This is a genomic window from Nocardiopsis sp. NPDC006832 (assembly GCF_040635885.1).
Lineage (GTDB): Bacteria > Actinomycetota > Actinomycetes > Streptosporangiales > Streptosporangiaceae > Nocardiopsis.
Genome location: NZ_JBEYLC010000008.1, coordinates 16,386 through 35,993, shown reverse-complemented (window position 1 = coordinate 35,993; position 19,608 = coordinate 16,386). Strand labels below are relative to the sequence as shown.

Genomic DNA, 19,608 nt, shown 5'->3' with positions numbered 1-19,608 from the left:
TACTCGCAAGGGGGAATCGGTCGTGACGACCTCCGATCAGCGTACGAACACGCCCAAGCCGCGCAGCAGCCAGCCGTGGCTCCATCAGCGGGGCGAGGAGATCCAGCAGTTCGGGACGGTCCGCCAACTTCCGGTCGGGTTGTCCTACGACACCCGGATGTACTCGTGCCAGCGACTCAACCAGGTCCTGTGCGACACCCGCATCCTGCACGACCTCTACAAGAAGCACCACTGGTTGATGCGCGGTCAGACCTTCTACCAACTGCACCTGCTCATGGACAAGCACGCCGACGAGCAGTTGGAGCTGATCGACACCGTCGCCGAGCGCGTCCAGACCCTGGGCGGTGTGGCGGTGGGCGACCCCCGACACGTCGCGGAGATCACGAGGATCCCACGTCCACCGAACGGGGCCGAGGAGGTCCCGGCGATGCTCTCCCGTCTGTTGGAGGCCCACGAGACCATCCTGGAGGAGGCCCACGACGCGGCCGCGCGCGTGCAGGAGTTGGGTGACGACGGCACCAACGACGTGCTGGTCTCGGACGTGATCCGCACCAACGAGCTGGAGGCGTGGTTCGTGGCCGAACACCTGGTGGACACCCCGCTGGTGAGCGGCTGATCCACACGGACCACCGGGGCCGGGCGCCATAGCGGTGCCCGGCCCCGGGTCGAGGCGAGGTCGCGGTCCGGAAACGGACCGCGTCCGGGAGGAATCGAACGGGGCGAGAGGGTAGGTACCGGGACGTTGATCCGTGCCTCGTCGGAGCTTTCGGTCGGGGTACCAAGCCCGTACTCCCGACCCCCCGGAGGTACTCGACGTGTCCGCTTCCCTGGCCCTGCCCCGTGTTCTACGCGTGGGTGCGGGGGCCTCATCCGAGTTGGCCGAGGTCCTGGACTCATTCGGCCTGTCCCGTCCCCTGTTGGTGACCGACCCCTTCGTCGCCTCCCGACCCTTCTTCCACGAGATCCTGAGCCGGCTGGAACGGGCCGGGATCTCGCCGGGGGTGTTCACCGAGACCGTGCCCGACCCCACCACCGAGGTGGTGGACGCGGGGGTGCGGGCGTTGCGGGAGGGCGATTTCGACTCGTTGGTGGGGGTGGGCGGCGGTAGCCCCATCGACACCGCCAAGGCCGTCGCCCTGCTCGGCTCGCACGGTGGCCGTATGCGCGACTACAAGGCCCCGGTGGTCACCGACGCGCCCGCCCTTCCGGTGATCGCGGTCCCGACCACCGCGGGCACGGGTTCGGAGTCGACCCGCTACAGCATCATCACCGACGCGGAGACCGACGAGAAGATGCTGTGCGCGGGGCTGGCGATGCTGCCGCGGGCGGCACTCGTGGACTTCGAACTGACCTTGGAGATGCCGGCCCGGCTGACCGCCGACACCGGGGTGGACGCCTTGACCCACGCCATCGAGGCGTACGTGAGCACCAAGGCCAACCCGATCTCGGACGGTCTGGCCCGGGACGCGATGCGCACGCTCTTCGCCCACCTGCGCTCGGCGTACGCCGACCCCGCGGACCGGGCCGCCCGGGAGGCGGTCATGGCGGGCGCGACCCAGGCCGGTATGGCCTTCTCCAACTCCAGCGTGGCCCTGGTGCACGGGATGAGTCGACCGATCGGCGCGCACTTCAAGGTGGCGCACGGATTGTCCAACGCGATGCTGTTGCCGACGGTCACGGAGTTCTCGGTGAGCGCGGCGCCTGAGCGCTACGCCGACTGCGCACGGGCGATGGGAATGGCCGCGCCGGGCAGCACGGACGGTGAGGCCACCGGGGCGCTGGTGTGGGAGCTGCGACTGCTCAACGAGGAGTTGGGGGTGCCCTCCCCGCGCGCCCACGGGATCGACGCCGAGCGTTGGTGGGAGCTGGCGCCGTTGATGGCACGGCAGGCGTTGGCGTCGGGTTCGCCGGGGAACAATCCGCGGGTGCCCACCGCCGAGGAGGTCGTGGAGCTGTACCACGCCGTCTACGGCTGATCGGGAGAGGGGGCCGCGCACGCGAAGTGCGGCCCCTTCCCCTTCGGCCCCGTTACCGGGTGATGCCCCACCTGCGGCGCAGAGAACGGTCGGCCCAGTTGAAGAACACGTCGATGAGGATCCCGATCGCCAGCACGATGATGATGTAGCTGAGCAGTCGTTCGGCGTCGTTGAGCTGGCGCGCCTGACTCAGCGCCCACCCGATCGAGTTCTGCTGGTTGATGATCACCAGCAGCTCTCCCGCCATCAGGGAGCGCCAGGCGAACGCCCAGCCCTGTTTGAGCCCGGTGACGAACATCGGCAGCGCGGCGGGGATGATCAGCAGCCGGTACCGCTGTGCCCCGCGCAACCCCATGACCTTGCCGGCGCGCAGCAGCGACGGCTGCACGTAGTCGATACCCGAGGTGAGACCACCCGCGATCGAGGGCGCCGCGCCCAGAACGATCACGAACATGATCGCGGACTCGCTGATGCCGTACAGCAGCATCGCGAAGGGGAACCACACGATCGACGGCATCGTTTGCAGGCCGGTGATGAGCGAGCCGATCGCCACCCGCAACGGCTTGAACTGCGACACGGCCAGGCCGACGACCACACCCACGGCCAGGGCCAGAGCGAAGCCGATGAAGGCCCGCCGCATGGTGACCCGTACGGCCTCCCAGAACTCGGGGGTGGTGATCTCCCCGAAGAGGGTGGGCAGGACACGGTCGGGCCCGGGGAAGACCCATTCGGTACGCCAGCCGCTCCACACCACGGCCTGCCAGGCCAACAGCACCAAGGCGACGGCGGCGAGCTTGGGCCAGGTGGCCGCCCAGATCCTGCCCGCGGTCTCGGCCACGCTCCGTTCGTCGCTGCCACGCTTGGGCTGTAGTTCGAGGGCGTCCAGGCCTTGGACGGCGGTGTCCCTGTCCTGGGTCTCAGGCATGGCGTGAGACCTCCTCACGGAGTCGGTCGGTGATGGCGGCGGCCTGTTCGGCGATCAGGGCGGAGTCGATGCGGCGGGGGCGTTCACCCTTCACCTCGAAATCGGAGATGACGCGCCCGGGACGGCTGGACAACAGCACGACCCGGTCGCCCAGGCGCACCGCCTCACGCACGTTGTGGGTGACGAACATGATGGTCAGGGACTTCTCCCGCCAGATCCGTTCCAGTTCGTCGTGGAGGATGTCGCGGGTCATGGCGTCCAGCGCGCCGAAGGGTTCGTCCATGAGCAGGACGTCGGCGTCCTGGGCCAGGGCTCGGGCCAGGGCCACGCGCTGGCGCATGCCGCCGGAGAGTTCGTGCGGGCGCTTGCGCTCCAGTCCGGTCAGACGCACCAGGTCCAGGAGTTCGGCCACACGCTTGCGACGTTCGGCCTTGGGAACCTTGTTGACCTTCATGGGGATCTCGATGTTGGCGCCGACGGTGAGCCAGGGGAAGAGCGCGGACTCCTGGAACATCATGGCCACACGGTGTTCACCCACGTCCACGCTGCCGGTGGTGGGGTCCTCCAGTCCGGCGACGAGGGAGAGCAGGGTGCTCTTGCCGCATCCGGAGGCGCCCAGGATGGCCAGGAACTCGCCCTCCTCTACCTGGACGGACATCCCGTCGATGGCGGTGACGGCGCCACCGCCGCGCCCGAACACCTTGGAGATGTCGTCGATCCGCACGGCGTTGGTGTCGGTGCGGGTCTCGGTGATGGTGCTCATTGTTTCCCTTCGCCTTCCAGGCCCACCGGGGCGGCCGAGGCGGCTCTCGGTGGGTTCGGGCGGACCCGCGTGTCGGGGGTTCGAGGTCTGAAGCGGCACGGAAAAACTCTACTTAATAAGTAGGTTTTGTGGAAGCGCTAGAAGCCCTCGACCTCGTCGTGTCCTTCCTCGGCGAGGATCTCGTTGAGCGCTTCGAGCGAGTAGATCCCCTCCAGCTCCACCGGGTCGAGCAGACCGACGGCCTCGGCGTGCTCGGCTCCGCCTCGCAGCGAGGCAGAGATGGGGTCGGCGGTGAACGAGACGTTGTCGAAGGCGGAGGCGACGACCTCCGGGGAGAGGTCTCCGCCGGTGAGGGCCTCCAGGTGGGCCAGGGTCACCTCCTGGGCCTCCTCGGAGTTGTCGTTCATCCAGTCGATCGTCTCGACGTGGCCCCGCAGCAGGTCCCGGACGGTATCGGGGTTCTCCTCCAGGAATTCGGCGTTGACGATCAGGTTGGTGGTGACGAACTCACCGCCGGTGTCCGGCCACAGGTCCTTCTCGTCGACGAGCAACTCGGCGTCGTGCTCCAGGATCAGCCGACTCAGATGCGGCTCGGGCACCCACGCGCCGTCGATCTCACCGAGCTCGAAGGCGTTGATGATCTCGGCGTTCTCCTGCGGCAGGATGGACAACTCGCCACCGCCCTCGGTGTCGATGTCCCACCCCTGCTCCTCGGCGAACCAGCGCAACGCCACGTCCTGGGTGTTGCCCAGCTGGGGCGTGGAGATGGTGTGGCCGGGCAGGTCCTCGACGTCGTCGATGCCCTCGCGCACCACCAGACCGGCACCCTGGGAGGTGGAGCCGGCTATGACGTGCAGCGCGGTGCCGCCGGACTGGGACCAGCCGTTGATCGTCGGGTTGGGACCGATGAAGGTCGCGTCGATCTCGCCGGAGAAGAGCGCGTTGATCGCGTCCGGGCCGGCGTTGAAGGTCTGGGTGGACAGATCGACGTCGCCGAGCGCCTCGTCGAAGGTCCCGTTCTCCACACCCACCAGGGCGGGCGCGTGGGTGACGTTCGGAAAGTAGCCGAGGGTGAGGGTGTCGGCGTCTCCGCCCGCGTCGGCGTCGGAGCCCCCGCAGCCGGTCGCGACCAGCCCGATCGCCAGTGCCGCGGCGGCGGTCGAAAGCGCGGAGGTTCGCATGCTCATGGGGCCCTCTTCTGTCGTGGGGTCGACCGGACAAGGAAATCCTACTTAATGAGTAGGATTAATGGGAAGGAAGGGCGCCATTCCCCCATGTGACCTGCGCCACTTCGGATCCGGCCCCTGGCACGCGAAAGGGCGGTGGAGTCGAAGGACTCCACCGCCCCGAACGGCGTACGGCGCGCGGTTACTCGACCGGCCGACCCTCGGCGTCGACGGCCAGGACGACGCCCTGCCAGGTCTGCTGGATGTACTCCAGGACCTGCTCGTCGTGGAGCAGCTCGGCCAGCAGCTGGACCCGCTCGTCGTCGACGTTCTCGTCCAAGGCCACCAGGCCGTTGGCGTACTTCTCGACGTAGTCGTCACCCTCGGGCTCCCAGGCCAGGAGGTTGGACTCCTCGGCGAGGTCGGCCTCGATGGCGTAGTTGCCGTTGACGACCGCGGCGTCGACGTCGGTGATCGAGCGCGGAAGCTGGGCGGCCTCCAGCGGCGTGATCGTCAGGTCGTTCGGGTTGTCGGTGATGTCCTTCTCCGTGGCGGTCTCACCGGCCTCCGGGTCGACGGTGATCAGACCCTCGGTCTCAAGAATGCCCAGGGCTCGGTTGAGGTTGGCCGGGTCGTTGGGAACCGCGACCTCGGCGCCCTCGGGCAGGTCGTCGATGCTCTCCACGCTCTCGGAGTACAGCCCCAGGCGCTCGATGTGCACGTCGGTGATGTAGGTGAGGTCGGCCTCGGGGCCGTTCTCCAGCCACTCGTTCAGGAACGAGCGGTGCTGGAAGTAGTTCGCGTCCAGGTCGCCGTCGACCAACTGGGCGTTGGGCGTGTTGTAGTCGGCGATCTCCACGATGTCGAGGTCCAGCCCGGCCTCCTCGGCGAGGTTCTCGTCGATGAAGGCGAGGACGTCACCGTGCGGAACGGGGTTGACACCGATCCGGAGCGGTGCCTGGCCGTCCTCGGTGGACTCGGCGGCCTGCTCACTGGGGGCACCGCAGGCCGCGACCGCGAGAGTCAGGGCGGCCGCGCCGATGAGGATCGAGGTCGTGCGCATGAGTGCGCTCCTTCGTGATCGTGGGATGGAGGATCGCGGGGGGTGGCCGAGGCCGGGACGGACCTGGACGCGGTGTACTCGGGCGCCCCTTTGGTGCGCCTACGAGCCGATCAGACCCTATCCAACCTATATGGTAGGAATAATCCGATTAACGCCGACCGAAACGTGGCCTTGGCCACAGCCCAGAGATTACCTATTAATAAGGTAGATATTAAGGGGAATACGGCGCATCATGGAATCATGCTCAGCGCACGCACCGCCATACCCGGAACCAACGGTCGCTCCACCCTCACGCGGCCGCCCCTGACCGCCGTCCGCTCCCCCGAGGGCCACCCCCCGAAGGTCACGGTCCCCGAAGGGGAACACTCCCTGCTCGGCGTCCTGCCCCTGCCCGAGAGCGGCCGGTACATGCTGGTCTATGGGGTCGTCGTGGACGAACCCCATCCCCGGGCGCATCCCACCGCCGAGGCGACCGACGGTGTCCTGTTGCTGGACCGCAACGCCCGTCGGGTCTGGGTCCAAGGCCAAGAGATCGACCTGACCTACCAGGAGTACGAGCTGCTGGACTGCCTGACCGCCGCCCCCGGCCGCGCGGTCACCCGCTCCGAACTCCTCGAACGGGTCTGGGGTGTGAGTCGGGACCTGCACTCGCGCACCATCGACGTGCACATCCACCGACTGCGCCGGAAGCTGGGGCCGGCCGGAGAACGCATCGCCACGGTCCGCAAGGTCGGGTACATCTATCGCGGCCCCCGGGCGTCGGCGCCGGAGCGGGGGGACTGACCGGGTGGTGGCGGCCAACCCTAGAACGCCGACCAGGGCCAGGCCGAGCAGGACGAGGCCGGTGATGGTGGCGGCCCAGTCCTCGCCGAGTCGGAACCCCGACCGCGCGGGGGCGCTTTCGGGTGTGGGGTGGAGGGTGTCTCGCTCATGTCCTTCTCGATCTCCGGGCGTCGATGCGCCCTGGGGTGACGGGGGTGGTGGGGAGGCGTCGACCCAACTCGATTAAACCTACTTATTTAGTATAGCTAGAGGGCGTGGGTCGAGCCGGACCCCGCGACGACGCGGGTCACGCCGTCGCGGGCCTTCGGGAAAAGGCGCGGGTCAGCCGCGTGGATCGGTCACCGGCAGGCCGGCGGCACGCCAGGCGCGAAAACCACCGTCCAGGTCGGTGGCGTACTCCAGCCCCAACTCCTGGAGCTGGACCGCGGCCAGACTGGAGGCGTAGCCCTCGTTGCAGAACAGCACGATGCGGCGGTCGGCGGAGTCGGCTTCGGGCACCCGGTCGGGGCTGGTGGGATCCAACCGCCACTCCAGGACGTTGCGGTCGATCACCAGGGCGCCGGGGATCTCCCCCTCGGTCTCCCGATCGATGACGGGACGCGTGTCCACCAGCAGGGCACCCTCGCGCTGGGCGACATGGGCCCGGTACGGGTCGAGCCGCTCCAGGCGGGCGCGCTTTTGGTCGAGGAGCCGTTCGATGGCGCTGACCGAAGGCCCGCTCATCGCCACCCCTCCCCCGTCGCGGCCTCCGCGGAGGGGACGGTCTCCAGGGTGGGGACACCCGGCTCGGGCGCGGTGGTGAGGATGCTGTTGGTACGCCGCAGCGAGCCCTGGTCGGTGATCTCGTAGTAGTGCATGGCGGTCAGCGGCGGCGAGTAGGCGTGGACGCTCACGGCCGGACCGTCGGAGGCGTTGACGACGTCGTGCACGTGACCGAGGGGGAAGCGACCGCCCCCGGGTTCGACCAGGGTGCGCTCACGCGGTCCGGCGTCCCAGTAGTACTCCACCAGCTCGCCGGTGACGACGGTGAGCGCGCCCAGCGAACCGGCGTGGTCGTGCAGTCGGGTGGACTGGTCGGGGGTCCAGGAGATGAGCCAGACGTCGGTGTAGTCGTCGGCGTGCAGCCGGACCGACCACCGATTCTCGGCGTCGAAGTGGATCTCGTGGAGCCCCTGGCGGACCTCCTCCGCGACCTTCGCGGCCAACCCGGACAGGCGGTCCAGGGTGAGCGGCGTGGGCGCGGCGATGTCGTTGATGGTCATGGTCCTTGTCGCCTTCTCGTGCTGTCGGTGGTGATCCGGGGACTCCTGTCATCGACAGCGCTCATCGAAGGTGAACGGCCGCCACCAGGGCCGAAGGTGTGATGGTGCGCCGGCTTCCATGCACGCCAGTAAACCACATTCCCTACAGGTTTAGTTGGCAATTGCACTCGACGGGCCTCACGTCCGCCCCACCTCGGGAAGGAGGGTGCCCCCGCTCGATCGGGGGCACCCTCGTCATACCCGGAGAAATCCCCGAAGACGGTCGTACAGGCGGGTCAGGGCGGCGCGCAGACGTCCGACGGGCGGGCGCACTCCAGGGGCCACGGAGACCGGGGCCGGGCCGGCCAAGGGTGCGGTGAGGAGCAGTCCACCCGGGAGGTCGCGTCGAACAGGGCGACCCACGGCGGTCTCCAGGGGGATCCGGTACAACACCGCGCGATCGGAGGCGTTCACCAGCGTCAGAGCACGATCCTCTCGCAGCACGAGGACCCCACCGGGATCCACACCCGGGGCAAGCTCGACCTCGACCACGAGGTCGGCGCCGCGACGCCCACTGTCGACCCGGACGACCGGATCCACGGCGAGCTGCGCCCACAGGGTGTGCTCGACCCCTTCGAAGACGTCGGTGACGCGCATCGGACCACTCCCATCGCGTTGAGTTGTCTGGACTCAATTTTATTGACGCCCATCTGCTCGGGCAAGTGATTCATCGAGGCGCACCCCGGACTGTGAGAGGGGTCACCAGAGTGCGAGAATGAGCCCGCCGAGCCCCGGCCAGGACCCCCTCACCCACACGGAGCGAACATGGCACTCGTCGCCGGAATCGACAGTTCGACACAGTCCTGCAAGGTCGTGGTCTGTGACAGCACCACCGGCAAGGTGGTGCGCGAGGGACGCGCCCCACACCCCGACGGCACCGAGACCCACCCCCGCCACTGGTGGAGCGCCCTGAGCGAGGCCTCCTCCGGGCTGCTCGACGACGTCGCCGCGGTCTCCGTGGCCGGTCAACAACACGGCATGGTCGTGGTCGACGAGGACGGGGAGGTCATCCGCCCCGCCCTGCTGTGGAACGACGCCCGCTCCGCCGGGGCGACCCACGACCTGGTCCAGGAACTGGGCGGCCCCAAGGCCTGGGCCGACGCCGTGGGAAACGTGCCGGTGGCCAGCTTCACCGTCGGCAAGCTGCGTTGGTTCGCCGAACACGAACCCGAGCTCGCCGCCCGCGCGCACGGTGTCATGCTCCCCCACGACTGGCTGACCTGGCGGCTCGGCGGCGCCCGCCGGGCACCCACCACCGACCGCGGCGACGCCTCCGGCACCGGCTACTGGTCCCCCGCCGAGAACACCTACCGCACCGACCTGCTGGTGCGCGGGTTCGGCCGGGAACTGGAGGTCCCCCGCGTGGCCGCCCCCGCCGAGACCGTGGGCCACACCCCCGAGGGCGCGCTCATCGCGCCCGGCACCGGAGACAACATGGGGGCCGCCCTCGGCCTGGGCGTGCGCCCCGGCGACGTGGTGGTGTCCCTGGGCACCAGCGGCACCGTGTTCGCCGCCCACGACCGCCCCACCCACGACCCCACCGGAACGGTGTGCGGTTTCGCCGACGCCACCGGCGGCCACCTGCCATTGGTGTGCACCCTCAACGCCGCCCGGGTACTGAGCTCGGCCGCCGCGATGCTCGGCACCGACCTGGCCGGGCTCGACCACCTCGCGTTGGGAGCGCGCCCGGGGTCGGATGGCGTGGTGTTGCTGCCCTACCTGGACGGTGAGCGCACCCCGGAACTCCCCGAGGCCACCGGATCCCTGCACGGCCTGCGCAGGGACAACATGACCCCCGCCAACATCGCCCGCGCCGCCGTGGAGGGGATGTTGTGCGGACTCGCCGACGGGTTGGCCGCCCTCTCCGGGCAGGGTGTGCCCACCGAACGGGTGCTGCTGGTGGGCGGAGGCGCCCGGTCGGCCGCGGTCCGCGCCATCGCCCCCATCGTCCTGGGCGCGCCCGTGGTGGTTCCACCGGCCGCCGAGTACGTGGCGTTGGGCGCCGCCCGCCAGGCCGCCTGGGCGCTGTCCGGCGAGGAATCACCGCCGGTGTGGACCCTGGGCGCACCGGAGGAGTCGTCCACGTACAACTCCGAGGCCGGAACGGAACTGCGTGAACGCTACGCGCACTTCCGGCACACCGTTCACGGGGTATAGGCCCGCGAAGGCCCCGGAACACGGGTTCGGTACGCTGTTCCATCGTGTTCCGGGGCACTCCGGACTTTCGAGCTGCGGGAGCATGCATGTCGGTCGAGGAACGGTTGCGGGTACCGATCGGATCGGCGCCGAACTGGTCCACCTATCCCGACGCCCGCCGAATCCTCGTCGTGGCCCACACCGTCACCACCCTGACGAGGCTTCTCGACGTCCTTCCGCTGTTCGATTCCGACCCGAGGATCCAGCTCGTCTTCACCCGGGCCAGAACCTCCAACTTCCGCGAGGGCGTCACCGAATTCCTCGATGACATCGGTGCTCTCGTCGCACCCTGGGAACAGGCACTGGAGGAGGAATTCGACCTGGCGATCGCGGCCAGTTACGGCGATGACCTACACCTGATAAACGCGCCTTTGATTGTTTTCTCTCATGGCGCGGGGTACAATAAGATAGGGAAAGCGGAAAGCGGAAAGCGGAAAGCGGAAAGCGGAAAGCGGAAAGCGGAAAGCGGAAAGCGGCCTTCGGGCTCGGTCCGGCCACCCTCCTGCGGGACGGGACCCTCGTTCCCGGAACGCTCGTGTTGTCCCACCCCGAACAGCTCGACCGTCTCCGCCGGAGCTGCCCCGAGGCCGTGAACGCCGCGCTCATCGCCGGAGACCCCTCCCACGACCGCATCCTGGCCGGACTCCCCTGGCGTGACCGCTACCGCGACCACCTCGAAACCGGGCACCGGAAACTGGTCGTGGTCAGCTCCACCTGGGGGCCTGGTTCCCTCCTCGGCTCCCGGCCCGAACTCCTGAACCGGTTGCTCGCCGAACTGCCCGTCGACGAGTACCGCGTCGCCCTCGCCCTGCACCCCAACACCTGGCACGGCCACGGTCACCACCAGGTACGTTCCTGGCTCGCCGAGGCCGAACGCGCCGGTCTGCGCGTACTTCCGCCCCGCCAGGGCTGGCAGGCCGCGCTCGTGGCCGCCGACCACGTCATCGGCGACCACGGATCCGTCACCGCCTATGGGGCGTCCCTGGGTACCCACACCATGCTCGGGGCCTTTCCCGACACCGAGATGGATCCGTTCTCCCCCATCGCCCGATTCGGCCGCTCCGCCACCCGGTTACGCGCCGACCTCCCCCTGCTCCCGCAGATCCTCGCCGACGCCGCCGACCACAAACCCGACCGGTTCGCGGCCTTCACCGACCGGCTCAACTCCCAACCCGGCGGCTCCGGACGGATCCTGCGCGAGACCTTCTACCGGCTCCTGGATCTACCCGAACCCGAGCGCCCGGTACGGACCCTCCCCGCCGACGTCCCCATCCCCTATCGACGGGGTTGGCCCGACGCCACCGACCACGCACCACTGTGGAGCACCGTCCAAGAGGAGGGTTCCGGGCTCCGGGTGCGCCGCCACCCCGCCGAATCCATCACCAGGGAACGGCTCTTCCTGGACCGCCCCCACTTGGTCACCCATACGGACGAGACCCAGGCCCGGTGGAGCGAAGCCGCCTGCCTGCTCCTCTGCGGCCCCGAGTCGGGGAGCCCCGGTGGGGGTACCTCATGGGCAGTGCTGCGGGCAAGGTTGTCCGATCACCCTCGGGCCCACCTCGCAGTCGCCGCGGACGGCCCCGACTGCCTGCTCGTCGACCGTGACGGCACACGGATCAGACTGATGGCGGACGACCCCGGACACCGACACGATCCCACCGCCGCCGCCTCGGCGTACTGGCATCAATGGGTCGAGGGTGAAGCCCCCGAGGGGTCACTCCTCGTCCTGCTGGGCGAGCACGAGTCGAGCTTCACCATCCGAGCATCGAACGAAGGGTGACCACCCCGAGATCATCCGGCGAGTCGCTCGCGGACATCGGCCGCGTCGCGCTCGGCGTTCGCCGCCTCGTACGCCTCCAACGCACGCTCCAGGTCCGATCGGGAGGCCACGGTGTCCCGCACCCGGTTCACGTCGGCTCGCAGCACGTACACGTCTCCGACCCGGCGCAGGTCACCAAGGAGACGGTGGCGATCGATCGCGCCATCGTACGATTCCAGGGCCTCCTCGACCCGGCCCTGGTCCCGACGCAGGTCGCCCAGGGCCGTGCCGGTTCGGGCGTGGTTCTGGTGGTCGCCCTCGGCGAGCATCCCTCTCGCGTGCAGGAGCAGGGACTCCGCCTCTGCCGGACGTCCCGCCCGCCGGTGGGCGACGCCCTCCTTGCGTTCCATGATGTGCAGTGCCCTGAGATCGACGGGGTCCAGACCTTCGGCGATGCGGCGGGCCTCGGCGAAGTGCCCGATCGCGGCGTCGTACTCTTCAGCGTCGGTCTCGACGTCCCCGAGCGCGTCGTGGGCGGTGAGGACCACCAGCGGGTGCTCGCCCTGGGCGAGTTCCAGGGCCCGCTCCGCTTGAAGGCGCGCGTCCGTGGGGTTCCGGTCCCGGCGATAGGCGATGGCCGTCTGCACGCACAGGCGGGAGAGCCGAGCGGGTTCGAGGTGGTGGGTGTCCAGGGTCGCCCGCAATACGGGCGCCTGCGCATCGACCATGTCGGTGAACCAGCCGGAGTGGAACCAGAAGGGCCACAGGACCTCGCACAGTTCCGCGGCCATCGCGAAGTGGCCCGCGGCCACGGCGTCGATCACGACCTTGACCAGGGTCTGACGTTCGGGGGTCAGCGCCTGTCGGGCCTCGTCGATGCTCCCGAAGGAGCGAGCGGCCCGCGCGCCGTCGGGGAAGGCCGAACGGCCGTCGAGTTCGACCTGGAGCCAGCGACCCGGCATCAGCTTTCGGTGCGCGGCGTAACCGATCTCGTAGTAGTGGGTGAGGGTGCGCCGGGGGGTGTCCAAGGGTTTCTCCGTGTCAGGGGTGAAGGTCGACCGCATACTGCGCGTGATGAAGCGGTACCTGGGTTCGGGGCCGGTCACGACGGTGTCGAGGACGCCCCTCTCCGCCAGGATTCCCAGCCCCGCACGCACGTCCTCCGGTCTCACGGAGTCGGCCATGAGGGCCTCGGCCAGATCGAAACCGAAATCGACGTCGGGGAGGCCGGCCAGTCGGACCGCCAAGGCACGTTGCCCGTCATCGAGTCCCGCGAAGTCCACACGATCACGCGGACGCCGCCCTGGGACGGCGTCCGAACCGAAGTGGTTCCGGTGCGCGGTGGCGAGTGGGTCCGGTGCCCCGCACTGGCGTTCGACGTGGACATCGAAGGCGTAGTCCGCGATGAGTCCGGGATTGCCTCCGGCCGCGGCCACGAAGTCGGCGACCATCGCCCATTCCCGCGGCCGGGAGGGTGCCAGGTCCGACCGCAGGCGGAACATCGTCGTGGCGTCCTCGTCCGACAGGGCGTCCAGCTGGATAGAGCGCCATTGAACGTGGCGCAGGAGCCTCCTGTCGTCACGGCCCAGCGTCCTCAGGTCGAAGTTCTGGGGTCCGGTGACCACGGTGAGACTTCCGGGGGAGGTCGCCAGGAAGAGGCGGACGTCGGTGAAGTTGCCGGGAGAATCCACCATGACGGCGATCCCACTCCGCCATCGCGGGCTCTGGTGCAGCTTCTGGACACGCCACTCCAGGGTGGCCGGAATGTCCTCCTCCGCAATGTCCATGAGACGCAACAGGCGGCCCACGGCCATCCACGGATCCTCCCGGACCAGGTCCACCAGGACGTGGCCGCCGGGAAAACGGGCACGATCCCGCTCGAAACCGTCGTGCAGGAGTTTCAGGCCGAAGGCGGTCGTGCCCCCGCCCTGGATCCTGCTGGACACCGTGAGCATGGTCGAGGCACTCGGGTCCTCGTCGATGATCCGTTGCGCGTCGGCCCGAGGTTCATCCCGGTCCACATAGGAGGGAGGCACCAGGAGATCGAAGGCGCGTTCGGAGTCGTCGGAGACATCAGAGACGTCAGAGATGGCACCGTTGATGTAGTGGACCGTGATGTCACGCGCCTGGAACAACGTTCCGAAGACATCCCGGGCGTTGTTGGACGTGCTGTCCCTGGGGGTTTCGACGCTCAACGGGTCCACCTCACGGTGCGCGACTGCTGGGGTACCGGAAGACTATCCAGCCATGCCCCATCCGACCGTTCGGGTGGCCCCGCCGGCCGCAGTCGGCCACTCGCACCTGGGAGGGATCAGGCTCCAGGGCCCTCCCACTTGTCGCGAAGGAACTCGTCGACGTCATAGGGCATCAGGTTGAGCGGCGGCCCCGGGGGCGCGTTCGTGTTCATCGCCCGGATCTTCTTGTTCAAGCCTTCCAGGAGTTCCCTGACCCGCTTCTCCGTCCGGGCCTTGCGCGCCTCGATCAGGGTGTCCTCGGCTTCCTTGCGCAGTCGCAGAGTGGGCGGCAGCAGCGAGACGTTCTCCTGCTTGAGCTTGCGCTTGATCCACCAGTTCTCGTCATAGGGGCGGTCGATGTCGGGAATGGGCTTGCCGGCACCGGGAAGATCGTCGAACTCTCCCTTTTCCTGAGCCTCACGGATCTGGACATCGATCCAGGACTCGAATTCCATACCGGTGGGCTTGCGTTTCGTCATTGAACCGCCTCCTCCAGGGTGAGCATGCGAGTACACGTCCGTATGGGCCGTCCCACAAGACCATCCTGCCTTGTGGAAGTGGACGATCGACATGGCCCCCGGAAAAATCCCCGGCACGCGCCGGACCCGAGCCGATCCGCACCGATCCGTACCGGTGGGGGTGTCGGTGGGGTTTGTCCGGATGGGAATGGGTGGGGCGCCTCGGGTCGAGAACCTTGAGGTTGTTGGGCGTTGTTCGGGTGGCTGGTGGGGCGCCTCGGGTCGGGGTCCTGGGGGTTGTTGGGCGTTGTTCGGGTAGTTCTCCCTCCTTCCCCGCCGCGTGATTGTTGCCGCCCGCACCGCACGCGTCAAGGCGATGTCGGGTTCTGTGACGATGGGGTTAGTGGCCTTGACCCGTGCGGTGCGGGCGGCGGTTTGGCGGCTATCGGGGAAGGGGGGAGAGTGGTTGAGGTCCCAACGGCCCCAGGCCCTTCGGGCCCCCGGGGCCCGGTCCGGCCGCAGGCGGCCGGATGCCTTCCCTTCCCTCTGGCTTTCTCGTTGGCCGCGTCGCCACTACGTGACGGGTCCGGTCACGAAGGGCCCGCTACAGGCCGGACACAGGGCGGGCCGCGTCCCTGCGGTGGCCGGCTCTGGTCTTCTCAGCGATGATCTTGCTCGTAGCGCCATGTTGGGCGCCCAACATGGCGCTACGGACAAGATCATCATGATGAAGAGACAACATGGGGTTGGTGGTGCGGGTGGGCCGGTACCTGGGGCGGGAGCCAGTACCGGGGGTGGGAGTCGTGCCGACACCCCCGATGGGAGCCACTCCAGCCCCGGAATGTGGCTCTGGGTGGGGGGTTCGCGGTGTTTCTGCCCCTGGGCATGCTGATATCCCCACAGGGCATAGGGCCCTTGGGGTCTGACACCCAACCGGGGGTGGTCTCGTCGGGGTGGTGTTCCACCTGGCGGAAGTACGCGGTGGTTAGGGGGCGGTGGCTGGGGCTGGCTCTCCTTCCCCATCCCCGGACCCGGCTTCCTTTCCTGCTTCTTGGCGGTTCTGGGCGTGGTGGTGTTCCCAGATCTGCCGGTTCACCTTGGCCTGTAACCGGTGCTTGAGCCTGTTGTGGGTCGAGCACAGGATCTGCATGTTGTCGGCGCTGGTGGCCCCGCCGTGGGAGAAGGGGACGATGTGGTCGTACTGCGACCAGCTACGCGGCACATCACAGCCCTCGTGCCACTCGCAGTAGGGCTTCTTGAACCCGGCCGCTTGGCGGACCGGGTCCGGAGCGCACCGCTGCTTACGCCCCACATCCAACAGAGTCCGGCCCTGGGCGTCGGTCACGAACCGGCGCAGCCAACTGTGGGGGGTCAGGCGGGCCACCATCTGATCGGGCAACACCACACCATCCTCGGTGGTGGCCGGCTCTGCGGTGCCGTCTCCGAGGAAGCGCTTCAGCGGGACGGTGATGTTGAGGGTCGCCAACGGCTGGCGGCTCAGGCTGGAGCAACCCCGGTGGGTCAGAGCGGTCTCGAAGATCCGCATCATCGCGTCATAAGTGCGCTGATGCTTCGCCACGGCGGCGTTCTCCGGCCCATACGGCTGCGTGTAAGCCTCCAGGGCGGCCTGGATCAGTTCGTTATCGGCCCCCGGCCCCCACATCCGCAGCAAAAACCCGGACTCGAACGTGGGCGAGAACTGGGCGCCCCGGTTCTCGAACGTTTCATCGTAGTCCCGGTCGGCCTTTTCCGGGTCCAGGCGGGCGACGAACCATTTCGCCGCGTCCCGCAACTGGCGCACCGAAGCCTGCGGGCACTCCTGCTTATAGGCGATCAGCCCGTATTCCAACCGGGCCCGAAACCCCTCCACCGAAGGACGCTGGGCACGGAATTCCTCATCCGCCGTTTCCAGGACCTTCGCCCATTCGGTGGTGGCCTTTTCGGTGGAGGTCGCGATCGCGCACGCCTCACCCAAAGACAGAGTCTGCTTCCCGAACGCTTCTTCCACCAGGGGCAGCTGCTGCTGGTACAACGCTCGGGCGAGGGTGGCAAGGCTCTTGGCCTCGGCCGGAGAGGTCCCCCACTGGTGGGTGATCCACGCCTGGATACTGCGCTGGCCACCCTCTTCCAACAAGGCGCCGGTGGCCTCCATCCGGGCCAGGGCGGGCAACATCCCGTAGCGGATCCGGTCGACTTCCCCATTGAGCCGGCGAAACTGGGCGAGCGTCTCGGTTTCACACCCGAACGGGATATCCCGGCCGGAGAATTCCACCGCCATCTCCCGCGCACCCGCCATCGCCTTATCGACCGGGGTGTTCCCGGTCGGGCGCGGTGCGTGGGGAGGAAAGCTCATACTCTGATTATATGCGAATGCATCAGAGAATGACAGGCTTACCGGCGGGTATATTCAACCTATTTCCAGGTCGGTGAATGCGCCTACCATAGGCGGGGTGGTTATTCTGGGTTATCCACATCCCGGAATCGAATGGGCTCCTGTTTTTGATCTTGTCCGTAGCGCCCATTTGGGCGCCCAACATGGCGCTAGGAGCAAGATCATCGCTGTGAAGACCAGAGCCGGCTACCGCGGGGACGCGCCCCGCCCCGTGCCCCACCTATAGCGGGCCCTTCGTTACCGGACCCGTCACGTAGTGGCGACGCGCTCAACGATGCAGCGAGGCGGTGGGGAAGGGATCCGGCCGGCCACGGCCGGACCGGGCCCCCGGGGCCCGCAGGCCCACAGGGCCGTTGGGACCTCAACCACTCTCCCCCCTTCCCCGATAGCCGCCAAACCGCCGCCCGTGCCGCACGGGTCAAGGCCACCAGCCACGCTGCCAGAGCACTCACCATCGCCTTGACGCGTGCGGTGCGGGCGGCAACAATCACGCGGCGGGGAAGGAGGGAGAACCCACCCCCACCCCGCCCAACCACCCCAAGGAACTCGACCCCAGGCGCCCCACGCACCCGCCCGAGCAACGCCCAACAACCCCAAGGTTCTCTACCTGAGGCGCCCCACACACCCACCCGAGCAACGCCCAACCACCCAAGGGCCCAGTTCAGGGCCGGCCTGCTTCAGACAGCATCCCGATGCCCCACGACCCCACAACCCCACAACCTCACGACCCCACATGCCCTACACGCCCTCAGCTCCCCCGCCCTCGGCCTCCAACTCAGCCTCCGCCGCCAGCTCCGCTTCCAACTCCTCCCGAACGATCCGGTATGACAGACCGGCCGGGTAGCCCTTGCGGGCCAGGGCGCCCAGGGCCCGGCGGGTACGGGTATCGGGGTCGTGGCCTCGGCTACCGGTCAGCCGTTTGCGGGCCAAGACGCGAGCGGCCTCGGTCTCGTCTTCCTCGCTGACCTCGGCGACCGCCTCGCGGACGGTCTCCTCTTCGACTCCGCGAGTGCGCAGCTCTTGGGAGAGCGCGCGGCGGGACAGGTGTCGGCTGTGGTGGCGGGAGGAGACCCACCCCTTGGCGAAGGCGGCGTCGTCGATCAACCCCGCTTCCTCGATCTGGTCGAGGACTCGCGTGATGACCTCCTCCTCGTGCTCCCGACGGTGCAGGGAACGTTCGAGTTGGGCGCGGGTGCGCGGGGAGTGCGTGAGCATACGCAGGACCAGGTTCTTGACCTTGGCCTCGGTGTCCTCCCCGGACGGGCGTTCGGGCCCGTCCGGGGTGTGCTCGGCGTTCATCGGGTCGGGTGACTCATCCGCCCCGGCGCGGTCGGATGACCGGCGCCGCTCACGCATCCGTGTCGGTCACCTTCGCGGTCTTGGCCGGGGCCTTCTTCGCGGCGGGGGCCTTGGCGACGGCGTCCTTGCCGATCGCGTCCTTGACCGGGTCGGCCTTGGACTCGGCGTCGGATCCGGAGGCGCTGTCGTCACCGGCGGTCACGCCAACGCCCAGCTTCTCCTTGATCTTCTTCTCGACCTCGTTGGCCATGTCGACGTTCTCGTGCAGGAACTTGCGGGCGTTCTCCTTGCCCTGGCCCAGCTGCGTGCCGTCGTAGGTGTACCAGGCACCGGACTTGCGCACGATGCCGTGTTCCACGCCCAGGTCGATCAGGCTGCCCTCTCGGGAGACGCCAACCCCGTAGAGGATGTCGAACTCCGCCTGCTTGAAGGGCGGCGCGACCTTGTTCTTGACGACCTTGACCCGCGTACGGTTACCGACCGCGTCGGTGCCGTCCTTGAGGGTCTCGATGCGTCGGACGTCCAACCGGACCGAGGCGTAGAACTTCAGCGCCCGACCACCCGAGGTGGTCTCGGGCGAGCCGAACATGACGCCGACCTTCTCACGGAGCTGGTTGATGAAGATCGCGGTGGTGCCGGTGGAGCTCAGCGCGCCGGCGATCTTGCGCAGGGCCTGGGACATCAGGCGAGCCTGCAGACCGACGTGGCTGTCACCCATCTCACCCTCGATCTCGGCGCGGGGCACCAGGGCCGCCACGGAGTCGATGACGATGACGGAGATCGCGCCGGAGCGGATCAGCATGTCGACGATCTCCAGCGCCTGCTCACCGGTGTCCGGCTGGGACAGGAGGAGGTCGTCGGTGTTGACGCCGATCTTCTTGGCGTACTCGGGGTCCAGGGCGTGCTCGGCGTCGACGAAGGCGGCGATGCCACCCATTTTCTGCGCGCTGGCCACCGCGTGCAGGGCGACGGTGGTCTTACCGCTGGACTCGGGACCGTAGATCTCCACGACCCGGCCCTTGGGAAGGCCACCGATGCCCAGGGCCACGTCCAGCGAGATGGCGCCGGTGGGGATCGCCTCGATCGGCGGACGATCGTCGTCGCCCAGGCGCATGACGGAGCCCTTGCCGAACTGCCGCTCGATCTGCGCGAGCGCTGTTTCGAGAGCCTTGTCTCGGTCTCCAGAAGCCACGGGGTTCCCCTGTAGGGTCGATGCCTTTTTCTTCATGATGCGCCTGACGCTACGCCTTCGGTACGACAATCGCGACGTTCGCCGGCGATGCGGCCACTCTA

At 68.3% G+C, this 19,608-nt stretch carries 18 protein-coding genes; 6 read left to right on the top strand and 12 right to left on the bottom strand.

Going from position 1 to position 19,608, the window contains the following annotated elements:
* Positions 1-22: 22 nt before the first annotated feature.
* On the top strand, positions 23-616 hold the full coding sequence (locus ABZ717_RS06060) for a DNA starvation/stationary phase protection protein (protein ID WP_067606094.1): 594 nt from the start codon (positions 23-25) through the stop codon (positions 614-616).
* A 199-nt stretch (positions 617-815) separates the two neighbouring features.
* Positions 816-1,976, top strand: coding sequence for an iron-containing alcohol dehydrogenase (locus tag ABZ717_RS06055; protein ID WP_358506328.1), 1,161 nt, complete (start codon positions 816-818; stop codon positions 1,974-1,976).
* Between the two features lie 52 nt (positions 1,977-2,028).
* On the opposite strand, the gene ABZ717_RS06050 is transcribed toward ABZ717_RS06055, so the two are convergent.
* The 4 genes from ABZ717_RS06050 to ABZ717_RS06035 form a co-directional block, all read right to left on the bottom strand.
* Positions 2,029-2,901 (bottom strand): ABC transporter permease subunit, encoded by an 873-nt coding sequence (locus tag ABZ717_RS06050; protein WP_358506325.1) that lies wholly within the window; start codon positions 2,899-2,901, stop codon positions 2,029-2,031.
* Complete coding sequence (locus ABZ717_RS06045; RefSeq protein WP_358506322.1) at positions 2,894-3,664, bottom strand: ABC transporter ATP-binding protein; 771 nt, start codon at positions 3,662-3,664, stop codon at positions 2,894-2,896. The genes ABZ717_RS06050 and ABZ717_RS06045 overlap by 8 nt, the downstream gene beginning before the upstream one ends.
* Positions 3,665-3,801: 137 nt before the next feature.
* Complete coding sequence (locus ABZ717_RS06040) at positions 3,802-4,851, bottom strand: ABC transporter substrate-binding protein (protein ID WP_358506319.1); 1,050 nt, start codon at positions 4,849-4,851, stop codon at positions 3,802-3,804.
* Between the two features lie 181 nt (positions 4,852-5,032).
* Entirely contained in the window at positions 5,033-5,893 is an 861-nt protein-coding gene (locus ABZ717_RS06035) for a MetQ/NlpA family ABC transporter substrate-binding protein (protein WP_358506316.1), read from the bottom strand.
* Positions 5,894-6,133: 240 nt separating this feature from the next.
* Here ABZ717_RS06035 and ABZ717_RS06030 point away from each other — a divergent pair, with 240 nt between their 5' ends.
* Positions 6,134-6,676, top strand: a complete 543-nt coding sequence (locus ABZ717_RS06030) for a winged helix-turn-helix domain-containing protein (RefSeq protein ID WP_358506313.1) — start codon at positions 6,134-6,136, stop codon at positions 6,674-6,676.
* Between the two features lie 321 nt (positions 6,677-6,997).
* Here ABZ717_RS06030 and ABZ717_RS06025 read toward each other — a convergent pair whose 3' ends face one another.
* The 3 genes from ABZ717_RS06025 to ABZ717_RS06015 form a co-directional block, all read right to left on the bottom strand.
* On the bottom strand, positions 6,998-7,399 hold the full coding sequence (locus ABZ717_RS06025; RefSeq protein WP_358506310.1) for a rhodanese-like domain-containing protein: 402 nt from the start codon (positions 7,397-7,399) through the stop codon (positions 6,998-7,000).
* Positions 7,396-7,938, bottom strand: a complete 543-nt coding sequence (locus ABZ717_RS06020; protein WP_358506307.1) for a cysteine dioxygenase family protein — start codon at positions 7,936-7,938, stop codon at positions 7,396-7,398. Before ABZ717_RS06020 ends, ABZ717_RS06025 begins: the two co-directional genes overlap by 4 nt.
* 234 nt (positions 7,939-8,172) lie before the next feature.
* On the bottom strand, positions 8,173-8,574 hold the full coding sequence (locus ABZ717_RS06015) for a hypothetical protein (protein WP_358506304.1): 402 nt from the start codon (positions 8,572-8,574) through the stop codon (positions 8,173-8,175).
* Positions 8,575-8,742: 168 nt separating this feature from the next.
* Here ABZ717_RS06015 and xylB point away from each other — a divergent pair, with 168 nt between their 5' ends.
* The 3 genes from xylB to ABZ717_RS06000 all read left to right on the top strand — a co-directional run bounded on the left by xylB (position 8,743) and on the right by ABZ717_RS06000 (position 11,953).
* On the top strand, positions 8,743-10,134 hold the full coding sequence (xylB, locus tag ABZ717_RS06010) for a xylulokinase (protein WP_358506301.1): 1,392 nt from the start codon (positions 8,743-8,745) through the stop codon (positions 10,132-10,134).
* An 86-nt stretch (positions 10,135-10,220) separates the two neighbouring features.
* A complete protein-coding gene (locus ABZ717_RS06005; RefSeq protein ID WP_358506298.1) occupies positions 10,221-10,766 on the top strand; it encodes a hypothetical protein in 546 nt (181 codons plus the stop codon).
* A complete protein-coding gene (locus ABZ717_RS06000; protein ID WP_358506295.1) occupies positions 10,709-11,953 on the top strand; it encodes a hypothetical protein in 1,245 nt (414 codons plus the stop codon). The genes ABZ717_RS06005 and ABZ717_RS06000 overlap by 58 nt, the downstream gene beginning before the upstream one ends.
* Before the next feature lie 11 nt (positions 11,954-11,964).
* Here ABZ717_RS06000 and ABZ717_RS05995 read toward each other — a convergent pair whose 3' ends face one another.
* From ABZ717_RS05995 to recA, 5 genes are all read right to left on the bottom strand, one after another.
* Positions 11,965-14,127 (bottom strand): tetratricopeptide repeat protein, encoded by a 2,163-nt coding sequence (locus ABZ717_RS05995; protein WP_358506292.1) that lies wholly within the window; start codon positions 14,125-14,127, stop codon positions 11,965-11,967.
* Positions 14,128-14,243: 116 nt separating this feature from the next.
* Positions 14,244-14,645, bottom strand: a complete 402-nt coding sequence (locus tag ABZ717_RS05990) for a DUF1992 domain-containing protein (RefSeq protein ID WP_358506289.1) — start codon at positions 14,643-14,645, stop codon at positions 14,244-14,246.
* Between the two features lie 964 nt (positions 14,646-15,609).
* Entirely contained in the window at positions 15,610-16,977 is a 1,368-nt protein-coding gene (locus tag ABZ717_RS05985) for a DUF222 domain-containing protein (RefSeq protein WP_358506286.1), read from the bottom strand.
* A 777-nt stretch (positions 16,978-17,754) separates the two neighbouring features.
* Entirely contained in the window at positions 17,755-18,372 is a 618-nt protein-coding gene (locus tag ABZ717_RS05980; protein WP_358506283.1) for a regulatory protein RecX, read from the bottom strand.
* On the bottom strand, positions 18,365-19,507 hold the full coding sequence (gene recA / locus ABZ717_RS05975; protein ID WP_358506280.1) for a recombinase RecA: 1,143 nt from the start codon (positions 19,505-19,507) through the stop codon (positions 18,365-18,367). The genes ABZ717_RS05980 and recA overlap by 8 nt, the downstream gene beginning before the upstream one ends.
* Positions 19,508-19,608 lie beyond the last annotated feature (101 nt).